Raw genomic sequence first — 14,903 nt, 5'->3', positions numbered from 1 at the left:
GCACATAATGCGGGCGTTTCGTCCAAACATTGGCATAAGGTGCCACCTCGGCGCGCCTGAGACCCAGGTCACGGAAGTGGGAGTCATCTTACAGATATATGCCTTCCTCCGACTATGATTGATGGGTCGCCCTCGCATGCGGCAATTAATAGGAGGCCCCCAATGACCCCTGCAATGATTGCAGAACGCGAAATCCGCCTGTCCTTTTCCAAGGCAGACGAGATCCACGACGGACTCGACCGCGCCGTGGATGCACTGATCGAAAACGCAGCAGCAGACGCTAACTGCGGCATTCTGGTGACCCGGCACGAGCCAGGCACCTACACCGTGGCTCTGGACGAATCCGTTCCCTTCGGTCAGACCCGCGAAGTACTCGCTGCCTGATTGTCGTCCCTGACGGCACCCACGGCAGCGAACAAAAAACCGGGGCCCGTTGCCTCTCCGCATCTACTACCCGCGGAAAGGGAACGAGCCCCGGTTTTTGTTTAAGCTACGCCCGGCGGAGAGTCACGCCGTCGGACTTCATGAACAGTTCCTTGCCCTCTTCGGTGACACCAGGTCCCGAATGTTCAAGCCACACGACGTTCCCGCTGCTGGAAATCTCCTCGATCCGGCCGGTTGCGATGACGTGGGCGTACTTGACCACTTCCACCGACTCGCCGACTTTCAGCATCCTCCAGTCCGAAACCGTAGCCGAGTGGGTGCTTCGCCTGGACAGGACTGCTCCGCGTGCCTTCATTGAACTTCTACCCCTTTGTGGATGTTCTTTGTTGTGTATTGAGTTGTGAACGGTTGACCGTCAAGCCCACGGCAACGCTGGCGTGGACGTGACGTACACCATAAGTTCTACTACATTTGCCGCGCCCCGGTGGTTGCGTTGCGGACAAACACCGGGGCATGACAAATCTGCTCACGAAATGAGCGTTTTATTCGACGTCAGGCCAAAATCCCGACGGCGGATTCGGCGGCCGCACGAACGGCGCCGGAGCCAACCAAACGGTCAGCCGCCTCCAGTTCCGGTGACAGGAACCGGTCGGTTCCCGGCCCCTGGACCACTTCACGAAGCACCTCAAGCACGGCCGCGCCGGCCGGGCCAGGGGTGAGTTCGCCGTCGGACATTTGCGTCCGCATGTCGATGGCGCGGGCGCTGGTGACGAGCTCGACGGCGAGTACCCGACGCAGGTTCTCAACAGCCTTCCGCAGCTTCCGGGCAGCGTGCCAGCCCATGGACACGTGGTCTTCCTGCATGGCGGAGCTCGGGATGGAGTCCACCGACGCCGGAACGGCCAGCCGCTTGTTGTCCGAGACAAGCCCGGCCTGCGTGTACTGGGCGATCATCAGGCCGGAGTCAACGCCCGGGTCTCCGGCGAGGAAGGCCGGCAGTCCGTGGGAGCGGGCCGGATCCAGCATGCGGTCCGTGCGGCGCTCAGCGATGGAGCTGAGGTCGGCAATTGCGATGGCCAGGAAGTCCAGGACATACGCCACGGGGGCGCCGTGGAAGTTGCCGTTGGAGGTGACCCGGCCATCGGGAAGGACCACAGGGTTGTCGATGGCTGCGGCGAGTTCGCGGGAGGCGACCAGCGCGGCGTGGTCCACGGTGTCGCGGACAGCACCTGCGACCTGCGGTGCGCAACGCAGTGAGTAAGCGTCCTGCACCTTGGTGTCGTTGATCCGGTGGGACGCCACGATCGGCGAGTTGGACAGCACACGGAGCATGTTGTCCGCGCTGGCAGCCTGGCCGGGGTGCGGGCGCAGCGCTGCGTGAAGCTCGGGAAGGAACACCTGGTCGGTGCCGAGGAGGGCCTCGACGCTGAGCGCTGCGGTGACGTCCGCCGTCGCAAGCAACATGCGGATGTCGGCGATGGCCATCAGCAGCATCCCCAGCATGCCTTCGGTGCCGTTGACCAGCGCCAGGCCTTCCTTCTCGGCCAGCGTGACCGGCTCAATGCCGTGCTGCGCGAGCAGCTCAGCAACGGGCGCCTTGCCGGCGGTGCCGTACAGTTCGCCGTCGGGTCCGGTCGCTTCGCCTTCGCCCATGAGGACCAGTGCACAGTGCGACAACGGGGCGAGGTCGCCGGAACAGCCGAGTGAACCGAACTCGCGGACCAGCGGGGTGATGCCCGCGTTGAGGACGTCCACCATGGTCTGCAGGACCACCGGACGGACACCCGTGCGGCCGGAGGCCAGGGTCTTGGCGCGGAGGAACATGATGCCGCGCACCACTTCGCGCTCCACAGCCGGGCCCATTCCTGCAGCGTGGCTGCGGATCAGCGACTTTTGCAGCTGCGTGCGGAGATCGTTGGGGATGTGGCGGTTGGCCAGCGCGCCGAAGCCCGTGGAAATGCCGTAGGCCGGGACGTCGCTCGTGGCGAGGCTGTCGATGTGCGCACGGACCTTGGCGACGTTGTCCAGGGCTTCCTGGGAGATGGCCACCTTGGCGTCGTGGCGTGCGACGGCGACGACGTCTTCCGGGGTCACGCCGGAAGAGCCAAGGGTGACAGTGAGTTGTTCGTTGGAGGTTATGGTCATGTTCTTACTTCTCATTCATGGGGATACGGACGCCGCGTTCGTTGGCGACCTCGACGGCGCGGTCGTAGCCGGCGTCGACGTGGCGGATGACGCCCATGCCGGGGTCGTTGGTCAGGAGTCGTTCGAGCTTCTGCGCGGCGAGGTCCGTGCCGTCCGCGACGGAGACCTGCCCGGCGTGGAGGGAGCGGCCGATGCCGACGCCGCCACCGTGGTGGATCGAGACCCACGTGGCACCGGAGGAGGTGTTGAGCATGGCGTTGAGCAGGGGCCAGTCAGCAATCGCGTCGGAACCGTCGGCCATGGATTCGGTCTCCCGGTACGGGGATGCGACCGAGCCGGAGTCCAGGTGGTCGCGGCCGATCACGATCGGGGCCTTGACCTTGCCTTCTTTCACGAGCTGGTTGAACAGCAGCCCGGCCTTAGCACGTTCGCCGTACCCGAGCCAGCAAATGCGGGCCGGCAACCCTTCGAATTCCACGCGGTCCGCCGCGGCGTCGAGCCACTTGTGCAGGTGCGTGTTCTCCGGGAAGAGCTCCTTGATGGCCTTGTCCGTGACGGCGATGTCCTCGGGGTCGCCGGACAGCGCAACCCAACGGAACGGACCAAGGCCCTCGCAGAACAACGGCCGGATATACGCCGGAACAAACCCGGGGAATTCAAAGGCGCGGTCGTAGCCGCCCTTGCGGGCCTCGTCACGGATGGAGTTGCCGTAATCGAAGACCTCGGCACCGGCGTCCTGGAACTCCACCATCGCCTGGACCTGACGGGCCATGGAGGCCTGTGCCTTCTTGGTGAACCCTTCCGGGTCGGATTCCGCTTCGGTGTGCCACTCATCGACGGTGATGCCCTCGGGAAGGTAGGACAACGGATCGTGCGCGGAGGTCTGGTCCGTGACCACGTCAATGGTCAGCTCTCCGGCCTTGTGGCGGCGAAGCAGTTCCGGGAACACCTCGGCGGCGTTGCCCACATACCCCACGGACCAGCCACGACGCTCTTCCTTGGCCTTGTTGACCTTGGCGATCGCGGTGTCCAGGTCGGTTTCGACCTCGTCGAGGTAGCGCTTGCCGGCGCGGCGGCGGAGGCGGGTCTCGTCGACGTCGACAATCAGGCAGGCGCCGTCGTTCAGGGTGACAGCCAGCGGCTGGGCGCCGCCCATGCCGCCACACCCACCGGTCAACGTCAGGGTCCCGGCCAGCGGACCTTCGGTGGAACCTTCAGCGGCGGGGGCCGGGTGACCGGCGGTGTTCTGCCTGGCGGCAACAAGCTTGTTCCCCACCGCGGCAAACGTCTCGTACGTGCCCTGAAGGATGCCCTGGGTACCGATGTAGATCCAGGAACCGGCCGTCATCTGGCCGTACATCATCAGGCCTTCGGCCTCGAGCCGGCGGAACTCGGGCCACGTTGCCCAGTCCCCCACCAGGTTCGAGTTCGCCAACAACACCCGAGGCGCCCACTCGTGGGTCCGGAACACACCTACCGGCTTGCCCGACTGCACCAGGAGGGTCTCGTCTTTCTCCATGGTCTCCAGGGTCCGGGTGATCGCATCGAATGCGGCCCAGGAGCGGACAGCGCGGCCCGTGCCGCCATAAACCACCAGGTCATCCGGACGCTCGGCAACCTCGGGGTCCAGGTTATTCATCAGCATGCGCAACGGCGCTTCGGTCTGCCACGACTTGGCAGTAAGTTCAGTACCTCGCGCGGCCTTGACCGGACGGGCACCAGTGGTGAAATCGGCGGGTGCCATGGTGACTCCTTCGTCTGTGGGGAAGTATGGACTGGAAAGATCTTCTGCTTCTACTAAAGCCCCTCAATCGCGCCGCCGGAACGGCTTTGGGAAGGGTGTTGTCCGGCATCCCAGACATACGCCTTTGCCGCGCCGGCAGTTCCCGGGGTGCTTGGAGGGGCGCCAACAGCCCTCGTATTTATGCGGCAAGGAGAGCATGCTGGACCCATGGGAACCTTCCGCGTGTCCACCCTCGTCGCGGCATCACCAGAGCGAGTTTTCGCTACCTGGACGGATCTGCACCGCTTTCACGAGTGGATCGGCGGGGTCACCCGCGTGACCGATCTCGAAGGTTCGGTGGACGTGCCCGGCAGCCGCTACACGGTGTGGTTTGGACGGATGGCAAGCCCCACTGAAATCCTTGCGGTGGATCGGCCCCGGCACATCCGGACCCGTTTCGGCAACGCAATCCTGAAAGGCGAATCGGACGTCAGGTTCGTGCCGGAGGGCCAAGGCACCCGGATCAACCAGGAGTTTACGACCCAGGGGTTTATTGCGGGGGTCTTTGGGCGGCTTTTCGCCATGGGGTCGTATCGGGGCAGCTTCAAAGGCGAGCTGGAGGCCTTTCGCGAACTGGTAGAGCACGAGGCCCGGGACAACCCGTAAAGGGTTTAGCCGGCGGGGCGGCCGTGGATCCGGACCGACAGTTCGTCCGCCGCCTTCCGGATGCGCGCGGCCAGCACGGGCCACTGCTCAGCCGGCACTTTGTCCTCCAGGAACGTGACGGCGACTGCCGCCGTCGGCCATCCCACATGGTCGGTGACGGCGGCGGCGATTGAACCGAATCCGGGGGTGATTTCGCCGTTCTCCGTGGCGTAGCCGCGCTGCCGGACCTGGTCCAGGTGCGATGACAAGGCCGAGTACTTCATGATGGGGAACTCGACTTCGTGACGGGAGGTAAAGGCCGCGGCGTTCGGGTAGAGGGCCCGCACCTGCGACTTGGGCAGGGCGGCGAGGATGGCGCGGCCTGAGGCCGTGAGGTGGCTGGGAAGGCGGACGCCGACGTCGGTTACCAGGCTCGGGCGGTTCTTGGCGCGTTCCTCAACGATGTAGAGGACGTCGCGTCCGTGGAGCACGGCGAGGTGCGCGCTCTCGCCGATGACGTCAACCAGTGAGGCGAGCATGGGCCGGCCAAGCCGGGAAAGTGGTTCCTGCCGGGAGTACGCCGAGCTGAGCTCGAAGGCGCTGATTCCCAGCCCGTAGCGCTGTTCCTCGTGGAGGTGGAGGACGAAGCCGTTGGCCTCCATGACGCCAAGCAGGTGGTACACGCTGGACCGGGGCAGACCGAGCGCCGTGGCAATGTTCGACGCCGCCATGGGACCACGGCGCGAGGCCAGCAGTTTCAGGATCCGCAGGGTGTTCTCGGCAGCCGGGACCTTGGACGTGGCCTTTCCGGGCGCTACTGGAGTGGTTGTCATGGTTCCTCACTGCTCGGCTTATCCGGGAGCCCCGAACCGGAAGTGTCCGGTATCCCGTACTCAAGCGTGCACCCCCGGCTGCCCATCCACCAACCAGCTGGCGGTGATGAGTGTCTGAAATGCCAGACCACGGATCCGGCTGTCTGCGATCAAAGACACCAAAGCCCCGTGAGTCCGATCACAAGGGCCCCAAAAGTGATCTGCTGGATAGCGATCCCCTCCCAAAGACGAGAAGGTTTTACTATGCAACAAACCAAGCTGGCTGCGGAGAGCTCTGTGCTCCAAGCCGCGGGTACGGCGCTCAGCCGAGGCCTCAACGTCCGCCACATCCGCTTCATGGCACTCGGATCCGCGATCGGCACGGGCCTCTTCTACGGCTCCGCCTCCGCTATCCAAAAGGCAGGCCCGGCGGTCCTGCTGGCCTACATCATCGGCGGCGCGGCCGTGTTCATGGTCATGCGTGCGCTCGGCGAGATGGCCGTTCGCCACCCCGTGTCCGGATCTTTCGGCCAGTACGCCAGCCGCTACCTTGGCCCGTTCGCAGGCTTCGTGACCGGTTGGACCTACGTATTTGAAATGGCGATTGTAGCCATCGCCGACGTCACGGCCTTCAGTATCTATATGGGCTTCTGGTTCCCACAGGTGGACAGATGGATCTGGGTGCTTGCGATCATCTTGTTCCTGGGCGCCATGAACCTGCTCAGCGTGAAGGTGTTCGGCGAGCTTGAGTTCTGGTTCTCGCTGATCAAGGTGGTGGCGATTATCGCCATGATCATCGGCGGTGCGGCGATCGTCGTGTTCGGCTTCCAAACGGGCGACGGCGGTGGCGTGGCACCGGGGCTGGGGAACCTCGTGAACCACGGCGGTTTGTTCCCCAACGGATTCGAAGGGCTCTTGGCCGCGTTCGCCGTCGTGATGTTTGCGTTCGGTGGGATCGAAACCATCGGCATCACCGCAGGTGAAGCAGCGGACCCCAAGAAGGTCATTCCGCAGGCGGTTAACACGGTGCCCGTCCGCGTCCTGCTGTTCTACGTCCTGACGCTTGGTGTGCTGATGAGCATCTTCCCGTGGAACGAGATCGGCAGCAGCGGCAGCCCGTTCGTGCAGATTTTTGATGGCCTGGGTATCCCGGCTGCGCCGCACATCCTCAACGCAGTGGTCATCACCGCAGCCCTGTCGGCTATCAACAGCGATATCTTCGGAGCCGGCCGCATCCTCTTCGGACTGGCCCCGCAGGGGCACGCACCGAAGAGTTTCGGCAAGGTCTCCCGGCACGGGGTGCCGTGGATGACGGTGGTGATGATGGGTGGCATCCTGCTGGTCGGGGTGGTTTTGAACGCTGTCATCCCGGAGGACGTGTTTGTGCTCATCGCGTCCATCGCAACCTTCGCCACGGTGTGGGTGTGGGTGATGATCCTGGTTTCGCACGTCGCCATGAAGCGGGAGATCAAGCGCAAGGGGCTCCCGGCGTCGGAGTTCGGTTCGCCGCTGTGGCCCGCTGCTTCGATCCTGACCATGGCGTTCATGGCCATGGTGATCGTGATCCTGGGGGTCTTCGAAGACACACGCGTTGCCCTGTACGTGGGTGGAACCTGGTTGGTGCTGCTGTTCGTCGCTTACAAGCTGTGGGTGCGCGGCGGGGGCCTGCGCCGTGCTGAGCTGGTGGACGAGACCGCCTGATTCCCTGCGCCGAGAGTGCAGTTAATGCCAATGTTCACGCAGAAAATTGGCATTAACTGTCATCTCGCGGAGCTGTTTAGACGGAAGCAGCGGCGGAACGCACGGCCTCGGACAACGGAGTCGACGGGCGTCCGATCAGCTTGCTCAGGTCGCCTCCGGTCACCAGGAGATCTCCGCGGGCAATGCCCAGATCGGAGTCGGCCAGGATCTCCGCAAAGGCTTCCGGAACGCCAACGCTTGTCAGCAGCCCCGCGTACTCAGCCGCGGTCAGGTCGTTATAAGCGATGGTTTGACCGGAAGCTGCCGTGATTTCAGCAGCGAGTTCAGCCATGGTGAAAGCATCGTCCCCACCGAGCTCGTACACTTTTCCGGCCTGGTTGTCAGCGACCAGGACAGCCGCAGCCGCATGAGCATAGTCGGCGCGCGTTGCACCACTGACCTTGCCATTTCCTGCGCTACCCGCAAGCGCTCCCTGGGCCAGCGTGCCCGGCAGTTGCTCGGTGTAGTTCTCCAAGTACCAGCCGTTCCGCAGGAGCACGAACGGGACGCCGGATTCCTTGAGGATGGCCTCGGTAGCCTGGTGCTCGGCCGCCAGTTTCATTCCGGTGGTTTCGGCGTTTGCGATGCTGGTGTAAGCGAGAAGCTCCACTCCTTCCGCCTTCGCTGCTTCAATCACCGTACGGTGCTGCTCCACGCGCTGGCCCACGGCACTGCCGGAGATCAGCAGGACTTTGCTGGCACCTTTCAGTGCTTCTGCAACTGAAGCGGCGTCCTCATAATCCATTGTCCTGACCTGAACGCCACGGTCCGCAAAATCGGCCAGCTTCTCGATCGAACGGCCTGCAGCAATGATGGTCTCTGCGGGGACGTTGCGCTCCAGGAGTGCCTCTACTACGTGACGGCCCAGCTGTCCGGTTGCTCCAGTGATAACGATGCTCATGGTGTTCCTCTCCAAGGTTTTTGCTCTGTCATGGTCGTCAACGAGCCAAGAATCCATAAACTTCCCAAAAGAGAGTACGCACTTTAAGGTAAGGTACTGACATGAAGGTAAGTGCCATACCCGCCCCGCTCCCGGACACCCTCGCCGACGGCGTGTTCCCGGCCGGCTGCCCCAGCCGGACGGTGCTGGACCACATCACGAGCAAGTGGGGCGTGCTCATTCTGCTGTCGCTCTCCGAGGGTGAGCAACGGTGGAGCGAACTTCGACGCCGGGCTGACGGCATCAGCGAAAAAATGCTGGCCCAAACCCTCAAAACACTCGAAAAGGACGGTCTGGTCCGCCGCGATGCGCAGCCCGTCATCCCGCCCCGCGTGGACTACAGCCTGACCGAACGAGGCCGCGAACTTGCCGCCCTGCTCATCCCCTTGGTGACGTGGGCCTTCGACAATGCCGAGGCCATCATCGGCGGCGAAGGTTAGGCCGGCTCCGACCGCCGAAACTACAAGTAATGCCAATGTTCGCGTCGAACATTGGCATTACTTGACATCTCACCGGGGCTGCTATCGGGCCGACCACCCACCGTCCATGGTGTAGCTCGCGCCGGTGACCATACCGGCGTCGTCGGAGGCCATCCAGGTTGCCAGCGACGCAACTTCCTCCGGCTCCACCAACCGCTTCACCGCCGACTCCGTGAGCATCACCTTGGCCAGGACTTCGGCCTCGGGGATCCCATGGAGCCGGGCCTGGTCCGCGATCTGCTTCTCAACAAGGGGCGTGCGGACGTAGCCGGGGTTGATGCAGTTGGAGGTGACCCCGCGCTCGCCCCCTTCCAAGGCAGTGACCTTGCTGAGCCCCTCGAGGCCGTGCTTGGCGGACACGTAGGCGCTCTTGTAGGCCGAGGCCCGGAGTCCATGGACCGAGGAGATGTTGATGATCCGGCCGAACCCGTTGGCGTACATGTGCGGGAGCGCGGCCCTGATGAGGAGGAACGGCGCCTCCAGCATCAGGGCCAGGATCCGCCGGAACTCCGCGGGTTCGAACTCCTCAATCGGCGCAACTTTCTGGATGCCCGCGTTGTTGACCAGGATGTCGCAGTCCAGGCTCAGTGCCGCCAGGGCGTCGACGTCCAAGAGGTCCACCGTCCACGCCGTGCCGCCCAGCTCATCGGCGAGGGCCGCAGCTCCGGAGGCATCGACGTCGGCCACTACAACTTTCGCCCCACGGGCGGCCAGCGCCCGGGCACAGGCTGCACCGATTCCGCTCGCACCGCCGGTCACCAATGCTTTGCGTCCGTTCAAGGAGTTGTCCATCGAATCAGCCCTTCGAGGTGGTGGAGGCAGTCGTCAGTCCGTGACGTTCGGCATCGGCTTCGTCCACGGATTCGAGCGCGATGCCCTTGGTCTCCTTCAGGGAAACGACGGCGACGGCGGTAATCGCGCAGGCGACCACCAGGTAAATCGCAGTGGGGAGCCAGGAGCCGGTGTCCTTGAGCCACTGCGTTGCCAGCAGCGGCGCCAGTGAACCGGCGAAGATCGAGGTGACCTGCGAGCCGAGCGAGACACCTGAGTAGCGCATGCGGGTGGGGAAAAGTTCGGACATGATGGCCGGCTGACCTGCGTACATGAACGCATGCAGGCACAGGCCAATGGTCACGGCGAGCACGATGACCACGGCATTCTTGGTGTCGAACATGGGGAAGGCGAAGAACGGCCACGTCGCGCCGGTGATGGCACCAATCAGGTACACGGGCTTGCGTCCCCACGAGTCCACGAGGCGTCCAATTTGCGGGATGACCAGGAAGTGGATGAGGTGTGCGATCAGGAGAGCCAGCAGGAGCGAGGAAGTGTCGTACTTGTGGACGCTCTTGAGATAGACGATCGCGAAGCTCACCACGAGGTAGTACATGATGTTCTCCGCGAACCGGAGTCCCATGGCCTGCAGGATGCCCTTGGGGTACTTGCGGATGACCTCGCCCACGCCGTAGCTGATGGCCTTGGATTCCTCCACCTGCGCCTTGGCTTCAAGGAAGATCGGGGCTTCGGTGACATGTGTGCGGATGTAGTAGCCCACGAACACGATCACGGCGGAGAGCCAGAACGCTACGCGCCAGCCCCAGCCGAGGAAGGCTTCACTGCTGAGCGTCGTGGACATGACGAACAGGACCAGGGTGGCCAACAGGTTTCCAACCGGCACGGCTGCCTGCGGCCAGGATGACCAGAAGCCACGGGATTTATTCGGGCTGTGTTCAGCCACCAGAAGCACCGCACCACCCCACTCGCCACCGAGCGCGAAGCCCTGGATGAAGCGGAGGGCCACCAGCAGGGCAGGCGCCCAGTAGCCGATGTCCACGAAGCCGGGGAGGCAGCCCATGAGGAACGTGGAGACGCCCACAATCACGATGGTCAACTGCAGCGTGGGCTTGCGGCCCAGTTTGTCGCCGATCTGGCCGAAGACGATTCCGCCCAGCGGACGGGCAACGAAGCCCACCGCGTAGGTGATGAACGCCTGGATGATGCCGTCCAGCTCGTTCCCGGTGCTCGGGAAGAAGTACTTCCCAAAGACCAGGGTTGCCGCAGTGGCGTAGAGGAAGAACTCGTACCACTCCACTACAGTGCCCACCATTGATGCTGCGACGATCTTCTTCAGGCCGGAGCCCTTGCCGGCATCTTTTCCGGCTCTTGATGCGGAGCGCTGCTCAACGCTCATATCCATCTCCTCAGTGTCCTCTTTGACCCTTTTGAACGTGATGTGATCCACAACACGGAATGCTCCACTGAGTATTGCCGCAGATTCGTTATGCCTCAATGACCAATAAGGCACCTTAGGTGTGCAGAATTGCAGATATGAATCCCAATCCAGACGACCTCCTCATCTTCCTCGCCGTCTCACGCTCAGGAAAATTCACGACGGCGGCCCAAGCCTTGGGACTGAACCACACCACCGTCTCCCGCAGGATAGCGGCACTGGAAAAGGCGCTGGGCGGCAGGGTCCTGGCGCGAGCCGCCGGGGGTTGGGAAGTGACCGAGCTGGGCGCCCAAGCCGTACTGGTCGCGGAACGGATCGAAGCTGCGGTGGGTGCGCTGGGACCCAGCGACCGCGCACCCGACCCCATAGCCGGCGTCGTGCGCATGACCGCGACAGACGGCTTCAGCGCGTACATCGCCGCACCTGCTGTTGCCCGCCTGAGGCGGGACCACCCGGGACTGAGCGTGGAGATCGTCACCGTGACGCGTCGGGCACTGCAGCAGCGATCGGGCCTGGACATCGAGGTGGTGGTCGGCACGCCGCAGGTGCACCGGGCCGAAGCGATGAGGCTGGGCGAGTACCGGCTGGGGATGTACGCGTCCCGCGCCTACCTTTCGGATCACGGGACGCCCGGGAGCATCCAGGAACTCACACAGCACCAACTGGTCTACTTTGTGGATTCAATGCTCCAGGTGGACGACTTGGATGCGCCCCGGAGGCTGGTTCCGACCATGCGCGACGGCCTAAGCTCCACCAACGTGTTCGTGCATGTCGAGGCCACCCGGGCCGGGGCGGGCATCGGGTTCCTTCCCTGCTTCATGGCCGACCGGCATGAGGACCTGGTCAGGCTCCTGCCCTCGGACTTCGCCGAGCTCCTCCCCTACTGGATGGTCCTCCGCCCCGACTCCATGCGCCGCCCCGCGGTAGCCGCCGTCGTCCAGGCCTTGCGCGAGGAGACGGAGCAACGACGGGAGGAACTGCTGGGGGCCAACTAGCCGCGCCGCCTATGCGGGGGCCGGCTCCGGCTCCGCAGGAGGATCGTGGCGCACCGGAGTCCCGGCCGCGAAGGCGCGCACTTGGGCGTCGTCCCAGATGTGCGCTGGGACGCCACCGCCCAGAAGCCGCCTGGCAAGGGTGGGGTCGTCTCCGAACGGCACGTGGCTGCCCGCCATGATCATATTGCCGTAGCGGCGACCCTTGAGCATGGCGGGGTCGGCGATGATCATGGTGTGCTCGAAGGTGTCCGCGATGGTTGCGGCATCGGCGCGGGCATTCTTGAGGTCCGGGGCGTCGCCGGAGTTGACCACATACAGCCCATCGGCTGCGAGTACCGCGTCCGCATGGGCCGTGAATTCACGCGTTGTCAGGGCGCGGGGCGTAAAGGCTCCGGCGAAGACGTCGCGAATGATGAGGTCACGGGTATCGGGAGTCAGCGACTCTGTCACCTGCCGCGCTTCGCCAACCCGGATCCGCAACAGGGGCGCCTTGGGCAGCTCGAACCAACCACGGACATACTCCGCGAGCTTGCCATCGAGCTCCACCACAACCTGCCGCGCCTCGGGGTAGGCAGCGTGGAAGTACCGGGCCATGGAACACGCTCCCCCGCCCAGATGGAGCGCGCGCAACTTGGGTTTCTGTTCCCTGGGCCAGCGCGATTCCACCAAAGCCGCGATCCAGCGCATGTATTCGAAATCCAGGAACAGCGGATCGGCAAGGTCGATGTGCGAGCTCATCACGCCATTGATTTTCAGCAACCAGCCGTTGGAGTTGTCCTGGTCCTGGATCAGCTCGCAATCGCCGGTATCGATGTAGTAGACGCCCTCTACCGGGCCGTCGGGACGGGTGCCGGAAGGCACGTCGACGACTCCCGCCGTCGACCTTTGTGACTTGCTCACCCTGCCGCGTTTTGCCACTACTTCCGCCCTGCCTCAGTCATGGTTCCAGCCTAGTGGAGCCCTGCAGCCCAGTGAGTAGTAAGGATACTTACAATAATGGGTGGTTGGGCCATAAGATCAATCCATGAACCTTGGCGAGTGGGTATGGGCGGAACTGTTCACCGCCGCTGCGGCATGGCTAACCGTGGTCTTCCTGCTGCTGGCCCGCGTGCCCAAGCCGCCGAGCCTGCTGGATTCGTCCTTGGACGACGAAGAAGGGGCCAGCGGCGAGCTGGAATAGTGTCCGGTTTTAGCGGCGGTTAGCGGCCGACGGCGGTACGCACCATCCGATGCTCCGGCAGCGAGTACCAGGACGGGTCGCAGAGCTGCCTTTTGCCGTCGGGGACGAAGCCGTTGCGCCGGTAGAAGGCTTGGGCCCGCGGGTTGTCGTCCAGGACCCAGAGATACGCCGGCCCGTCTCCAATCAAGGCATCCACCAAAGCCTGGCCCACACCGCGGCCATGGATACGTTCCAGTGTGTACAGCATGAACAGCTCCATATCGCAGGGCTTGTCCTCGTCACTGCCCGAGCCTGCGGCCCCAATACCTACAAGGTCGCCGTCCGGCCCGTGGGCCAGCATCCGGGAGTGGCCGGCAGCAATGGACTTCCGGTACCGGTTGATGCGGTCCGGCAAGGCGGCTTCCTGTTTGGCGAAGAACTCCGGCGGCAGCAACCGCCCGTAGCTCTCACGCCAGGACTGGAGGTGCATGATGGCCATCTCTTCGGCGTCCTCCACCGTCGCCGGACGAATCGTGAAATCCACCGCCTACCTCACCCGTGCCATCGCGAAGCCGTCCCAGCCTTTGCTTCCAACCGTCTGGATGGCGGTGGCGTCCAAGCGGCGGTCCTGTCCCATCATCTCCAGCATCTTCACGATGCCCGGCGCATTAACCTCATCCCGTTGCGGGTCCAGGATGGCGCCATCCCAGATGACGTTGTCCACCACGATCACCGTCCCTGGGCGGCCCAGCCTGATGGCCCAGTCCAAGTAGTTGGCGTCGTTTTCCTTATCGGCATCGATGAAAACGAAGTCGAACGGGTCCTGGCCCACAAGCGTGGGCAAGGTATCCAGGGCAGCACCTACACGGATGTCCACCTTGTGTCCTACGCCGGCGGCATCCAGGTTGGCCCGCGCGACGTCCGCGTGTTTCCGGAGGAATTCGCACGTGACGATCCTGCCGTCGTCGGGCAGTCCCTGGGCCATCCACATACTGCTGAACCCGGCCAAGGTGCCGATCTCAAGCACGCGCCTGGCCCCGGACATCTGCACGAGCATGCGCAGCAGTTTGCCGGCATTGGGCGCCACTTCGATCGCAGGCATGCCTGCCTCCACGGCGGACGTCAAGGCACGCTTGTGGGCAGGATCAGGACGCACGACGACGTCGGTCAGGTACCGCTCCACATCGACCCAACCAGGCTCGGTGACGTGTTCAATCATGCGCCCCAGTCTTGCACTCGCAGCAGGCTGGGGGAAGGAACTAGTCCGTGGCGGTGATGGCCTCTTCGAGGCGCTCCACTTTTCCGGTGAGTTCGCCGCTGTAACCCGGACGGATATCGGCCTTGATCACCAGTGAGACCCGGCTGCCATAACGGCCCACCGCCTCGGTGGCGCGCTTGACCACGTCAAAGACCTCGTCCCACTCACCCTCGATGGTGGTGAACATGGAGTCCGTCTGGTTGGGGAGTCCGGACTCCCGGACGATCTTGACGGCGGCGGCTACGGCGTCGTGCACTGAGGCGTCGGGGGTGGGTCCACCGTTGGCAGCGGATGCGGGCTGGCCCGAAGGCGCGACTGAGAATGCAAGCAACATGGAATCCAGTGTTTCACGTACCGGTTTGTCATATAACGGCCTACTCCCGCGTAACAACAGGC

17 protein-coding genes are annotated in these 14,903 nt (G+C 63.9%); 6 read left to right on the top strand and 11 right to left on the bottom strand.

What is annotated here, in order from left to right; genetic code table 11:
- The first annotated feature begins 162 nt into the window (after nucleotides 1–162).
- A complete protein-coding gene (locus QRM57_RS00575; RefSeq protein ID WP_017198995.1) occupies nucleotides 163–384 on the top strand; it encodes a hypothetical protein in 222 nt (73 codons plus the stop codon).
- A gap of 106 nt (nucleotides 385–490) precedes the next feature.
- Here the strand turns inward: QRM57_RS00575 and QRM57_RS00570 are convergent, their stop codons facing one another.
- The 3 genes from QRM57_RS00570 to hutU all read right to left on the bottom strand — a co-directional run bounded on the left by QRM57_RS00570 (nucleotide 491) and on the right by hutU (nucleotide 4,273).
- Nucleotides 491–739 carry a hypothetical protein gene (locus QRM57_RS00570; protein WP_257370156.1) on the bottom strand — a complete coding sequence of 83 codons (249 nt, stop codon included), beginning with the start codon at nucleotides 737–739 and terminating at the stop codon, nucleotides 491–493.
- A 197-nt stretch (nucleotides 740–936) separates the two neighbouring features.
- The gene (gene hutH / locus QRM57_RS00565) at nucleotides 937–2,529 is read right to left on the bottom strand and encodes a histidine ammonia-lyase (RefSeq protein WP_257370157.1); all 1,593 of its coding nucleotides are present in this window, start codon (nucleotides 2,527–2,529) and stop codon (nucleotides 937–939) included.
- Between the two features lie 4 nt (nucleotides 2,530–2,533).
- A complete protein-coding gene (hutU, locus tag QRM57_RS00560) occupies nucleotides 2,534–4,273 on the bottom strand; it encodes a urocanate hydratase (protein WP_284985154.1) in 1,740 nt (579 codons plus the stop codon).
- Nucleotides 4,274–4,480: 207 nt separating this feature from the next.
- Between hutU and QRM57_RS00555 the strand changes: the two genes are divergently transcribed.
- Nucleotides 4,481–4,918 carry an SRPBCC family protein gene (locus QRM57_RS00555; RefSeq protein ID WP_284985153.1) on the top strand — a complete coding sequence of 146 codons (438 nt, stop codon included), beginning with the start codon at nucleotides 4,481–4,483 and terminating at the stop codon, nucleotides 4,916–4,918.
- A 5-nt stretch (nucleotides 4,919–4,923) separates the two neighbouring features.
- Here the strand turns inward: QRM57_RS00555 and QRM57_RS00550 are convergent, their stop codons facing one another.
- Nucleotides 4,924–5,730, bottom strand: coding sequence for an IclR family transcriptional regulator (locus QRM57_RS00550; RefSeq protein WP_211710815.1), 807 nt, complete (start codon nucleotides 5,728–5,730; stop codon nucleotides 4,924–4,926).
- Between the two features lie 243 nt (nucleotides 5,731–5,973).
- Between QRM57_RS00550 and QRM57_RS00545 the strand changes: the two genes are divergently transcribed.
- Entirely contained in the window at nucleotides 5,974–7,410 is a 1,437-nt protein-coding gene (locus QRM57_RS00545) for an amino acid permease (protein ID WP_284985152.1), read from the top strand.
- Nucleotides 7,411–7,486: 76 nt separating this feature from the next.
- On the opposite strand, the gene QRM57_RS00540 is transcribed toward QRM57_RS00545, so the two are convergent.
- Nucleotides 7,487–8,350 carry an SDR family oxidoreductase gene (locus tag QRM57_RS00540; RefSeq protein ID WP_257370161.1) on the bottom strand — a complete coding sequence of 288 codons (864 nt, stop codon included), beginning with the start codon at nucleotides 8,348–8,350 and terminating at the stop codon, nucleotides 7,487–7,489.
- A gap of 101 nt (nucleotides 8,351–8,451) precedes the next feature.
- Between QRM57_RS00540 and QRM57_RS00535 the strand changes: the two genes are divergently transcribed.
- Complete coding sequence (locus tag QRM57_RS00535; protein WP_284985151.1) at nucleotides 8,452–8,829, top strand: winged helix-turn-helix transcriptional regulator; 378 nt, start codon at nucleotides 8,452–8,454, stop codon at nucleotides 8,827–8,829.
- 81 nt (nucleotides 8,830–8,910) lie between these two features.
- Here the strand turns inward: QRM57_RS00535 and QRM57_RS00530 are convergent, their stop codons facing one another.
- Both QRM57_RS00530 and QRM57_RS00525 read right to left on the bottom strand, forming a co-directional pair.
- A complete protein-coding gene (locus QRM57_RS00530; protein ID WP_284985150.1) occupies nucleotides 8,911–9,660 on the bottom strand; it encodes a 3-hydroxybutyrate dehydrogenase in 750 nt (249 codons plus the stop codon).
- 4 nt (nucleotides 9,661–9,664) lie between these two features.
- The gene (locus tag QRM57_RS00525) at nucleotides 9,665–11,056 is read right to left on the bottom strand and encodes an MFS transporter (RefSeq protein WP_284985149.1); all 1,392 of its coding nucleotides are present in this window, start codon (nucleotides 11,054–11,056) and stop codon (nucleotides 9,665–9,667) included.
- A gap of 137 nt (nucleotides 11,057–11,193) precedes the next feature.
- On the opposite strand from QRM57_RS00525, the gene QRM57_RS00520 reads away from it, so the two are divergent.
- On the top strand, nucleotides 11,194–12,090 hold the full coding sequence (locus QRM57_RS00520) for a LysR family transcriptional regulator (RefSeq protein WP_284985148.1): 897 nt from the start codon (nucleotides 11,194–11,196) through the stop codon (nucleotides 12,088–12,090).
- A gap of 9 nt (nucleotides 12,091–12,099) precedes the next feature.
- On the opposite strand, the gene QRM57_RS00515 is transcribed toward QRM57_RS00520, so the two are convergent.
- Entirely contained in the window at nucleotides 12,100–13,008 is a 909-nt protein-coding gene (locus QRM57_RS00515) for a spermidine synthase (RefSeq protein ID WP_284985147.1), read from the bottom strand.
- A gap of 106 nt (nucleotides 13,009–13,114) precedes the next feature.
- Between QRM57_RS00515 and QRM57_RS00510 the strand changes: the two genes are divergently transcribed.
- Nucleotides 13,115–13,270, top strand: coding sequence for a hypothetical protein (locus QRM57_RS00510; RefSeq protein ID WP_257370166.1), 156 nt, complete (start codon nucleotides 13,115–13,117; stop codon nucleotides 13,268–13,270).
- 19 nt (nucleotides 13,271–13,289) lie between these two features.
- Here QRM57_RS00510 and QRM57_RS00505 read toward each other — a convergent pair whose 3' ends face one another.
- Genes QRM57_RS00505 through QRM57_RS00495 form a run of 3 tightly spaced genes read right to left on the bottom strand, consistent with a single transcriptional unit; the run spans nucleotide 13,290 to nucleotide 14,841 of the window.
- Entirely contained in the window at nucleotides 13,290–13,793 is a 504-nt protein-coding gene (locus QRM57_RS00505) for a GNAT family N-acetyltransferase (protein WP_284985146.1), read from the bottom strand.
- 3 nt (nucleotides 13,794–13,796) lie between these two features.
- Nucleotides 13,797–14,468 carry an O-methyltransferase gene (locus QRM57_RS00500; RefSeq protein ID WP_257370168.1) on the bottom strand — a complete coding sequence of 224 codons (672 nt, stop codon included), beginning with the start codon at nucleotides 14,466–14,468 and terminating at the stop codon, nucleotides 13,797–13,799.
- 40 nt (nucleotides 14,469–14,508) lie between these two features.
- Nucleotides 14,509–14,841, bottom strand: coding sequence for a thiamine-binding protein (locus QRM57_RS00495; protein WP_211710833.1), 333 nt, complete (start codon nucleotides 14,839–14,841; stop codon nucleotides 14,509–14,511).
- Nucleotides 14,842–14,903: the final 62 nt, after the last annotated feature.

The organism is Arthrobacter sp. fls2-241-R2A-172, from assembly GCF_030208885.1.
In the GTDB taxonomy this organism is placed as follows: Bacteria; Actinomycetota; Actinomycetes; order Actinomycetales; family Micrococcaceae; genus Arthrobacter.
The sequence above is the reverse complement of the archived record's forward strand: the minus strand, read 5'-3'. Positions and strand labels throughout refer to the sequence as shown.

Excerpts from the sequence above, each read along its gene's own strand:
- QRM57_RS00575 (WP_017198995.1), top strand. The coding sequence starts at position 163 with ATGACCCCTGCAATGATTGCAGAACGCGAAATCCGCCTGTCCTTTTCC.
- QRM57_RS00570 (WP_257370156.1), bottom strand. The coding sequence starts at position 739 with ATGAAGGCACGCGGAGCAGTCCTGTCCAGGCGAAGCACCCACTCGGCT.
- hutH (WP_257370157.1), bottom strand. The coding sequence starts at position 2,529 with ATGACCATAACCTCCAACGAACAACTCACTGTCACCCTTGGCTCTTCC.
- hutU (WP_284985154.1), bottom strand. The coding sequence starts at position 4,273 with ATGGCACCCGCCGATTTCACCACTGGTGCCCGTCCGGTCAAGGCCGCG.
- QRM57_RS00555 (WP_284985153.1), top strand. The coding sequence starts at position 4,481 with ATGGGAACCTTCCGCGTGTCCACCCTCGTCGCGGCATCACCAGAGCGA.
- QRM57_RS00550 (WP_211710815.1), bottom strand. The coding sequence starts at position 5,730 with ATGACAACCACTCCAGTAGCGCCCGGAAAGGCCACGTCCAAGGTCCCG.
- QRM57_RS00545 (WP_284985152.1), top strand. The coding sequence starts at position 5,974 with ATGCAACAAACCAAGCTGGCTGCGGAGAGCTCTGTGCTCCAAGCCGCG.
- QRM57_RS00540 (WP_257370161.1), bottom strand. The coding sequence starts at position 8,350 with ATGAGCATCGTTATCACTGGAGCAACCGGACAGCTGGGCCGTCACGTA.
- QRM57_RS00535 (WP_284985151.1), top strand. The coding sequence starts at position 8,452 with ATGAAGGTAAGTGCCATACCCGCCCCGCTCCCGGACACCCTCGCCGAC.
- QRM57_RS00530 (WP_284985150.1), bottom strand. The coding sequence starts at position 9,660 with ATGGACAACTCCTTGAACGGACGCAAAGCATTGGTGACCGGCGGTGCG.
- QRM57_RS00525 (WP_284985149.1), bottom strand. The coding sequence starts at position 11,056 with ATGAGCGTTGAGCAGCGCTCCGCATCAAGAGCCGGAAAAGATGCCGGC.
- QRM57_RS00520 (WP_284985148.1), top strand. The coding sequence starts at position 11,194 with ATGAATCCCAATCCAGACGACCTCCTCATCTTCCTCGCCGTCTCACGC.
- QRM57_RS00510 (WP_257370166.1), top strand. The coding sequence starts at position 13,115 with ATGAACCTTGGCGAGTGGGTATGGGCGGAACTGTTCACCGCCGCTGCG.
- QRM57_RS00500 (WP_257370168.1), bottom strand. The coding sequence starts at position 14,468 with ATGATTGAACACGTCACCGAGCCTGGTTGGGTCGATGTGGAGCGGTAC.
- QRM57_RS00495 (WP_211710833.1), bottom strand. The coding sequence starts at position 14,841 with ATGTTGCTTGCATTCTCAGTCGCGCCTTCGGGCCAGCCCGCATCCGCT.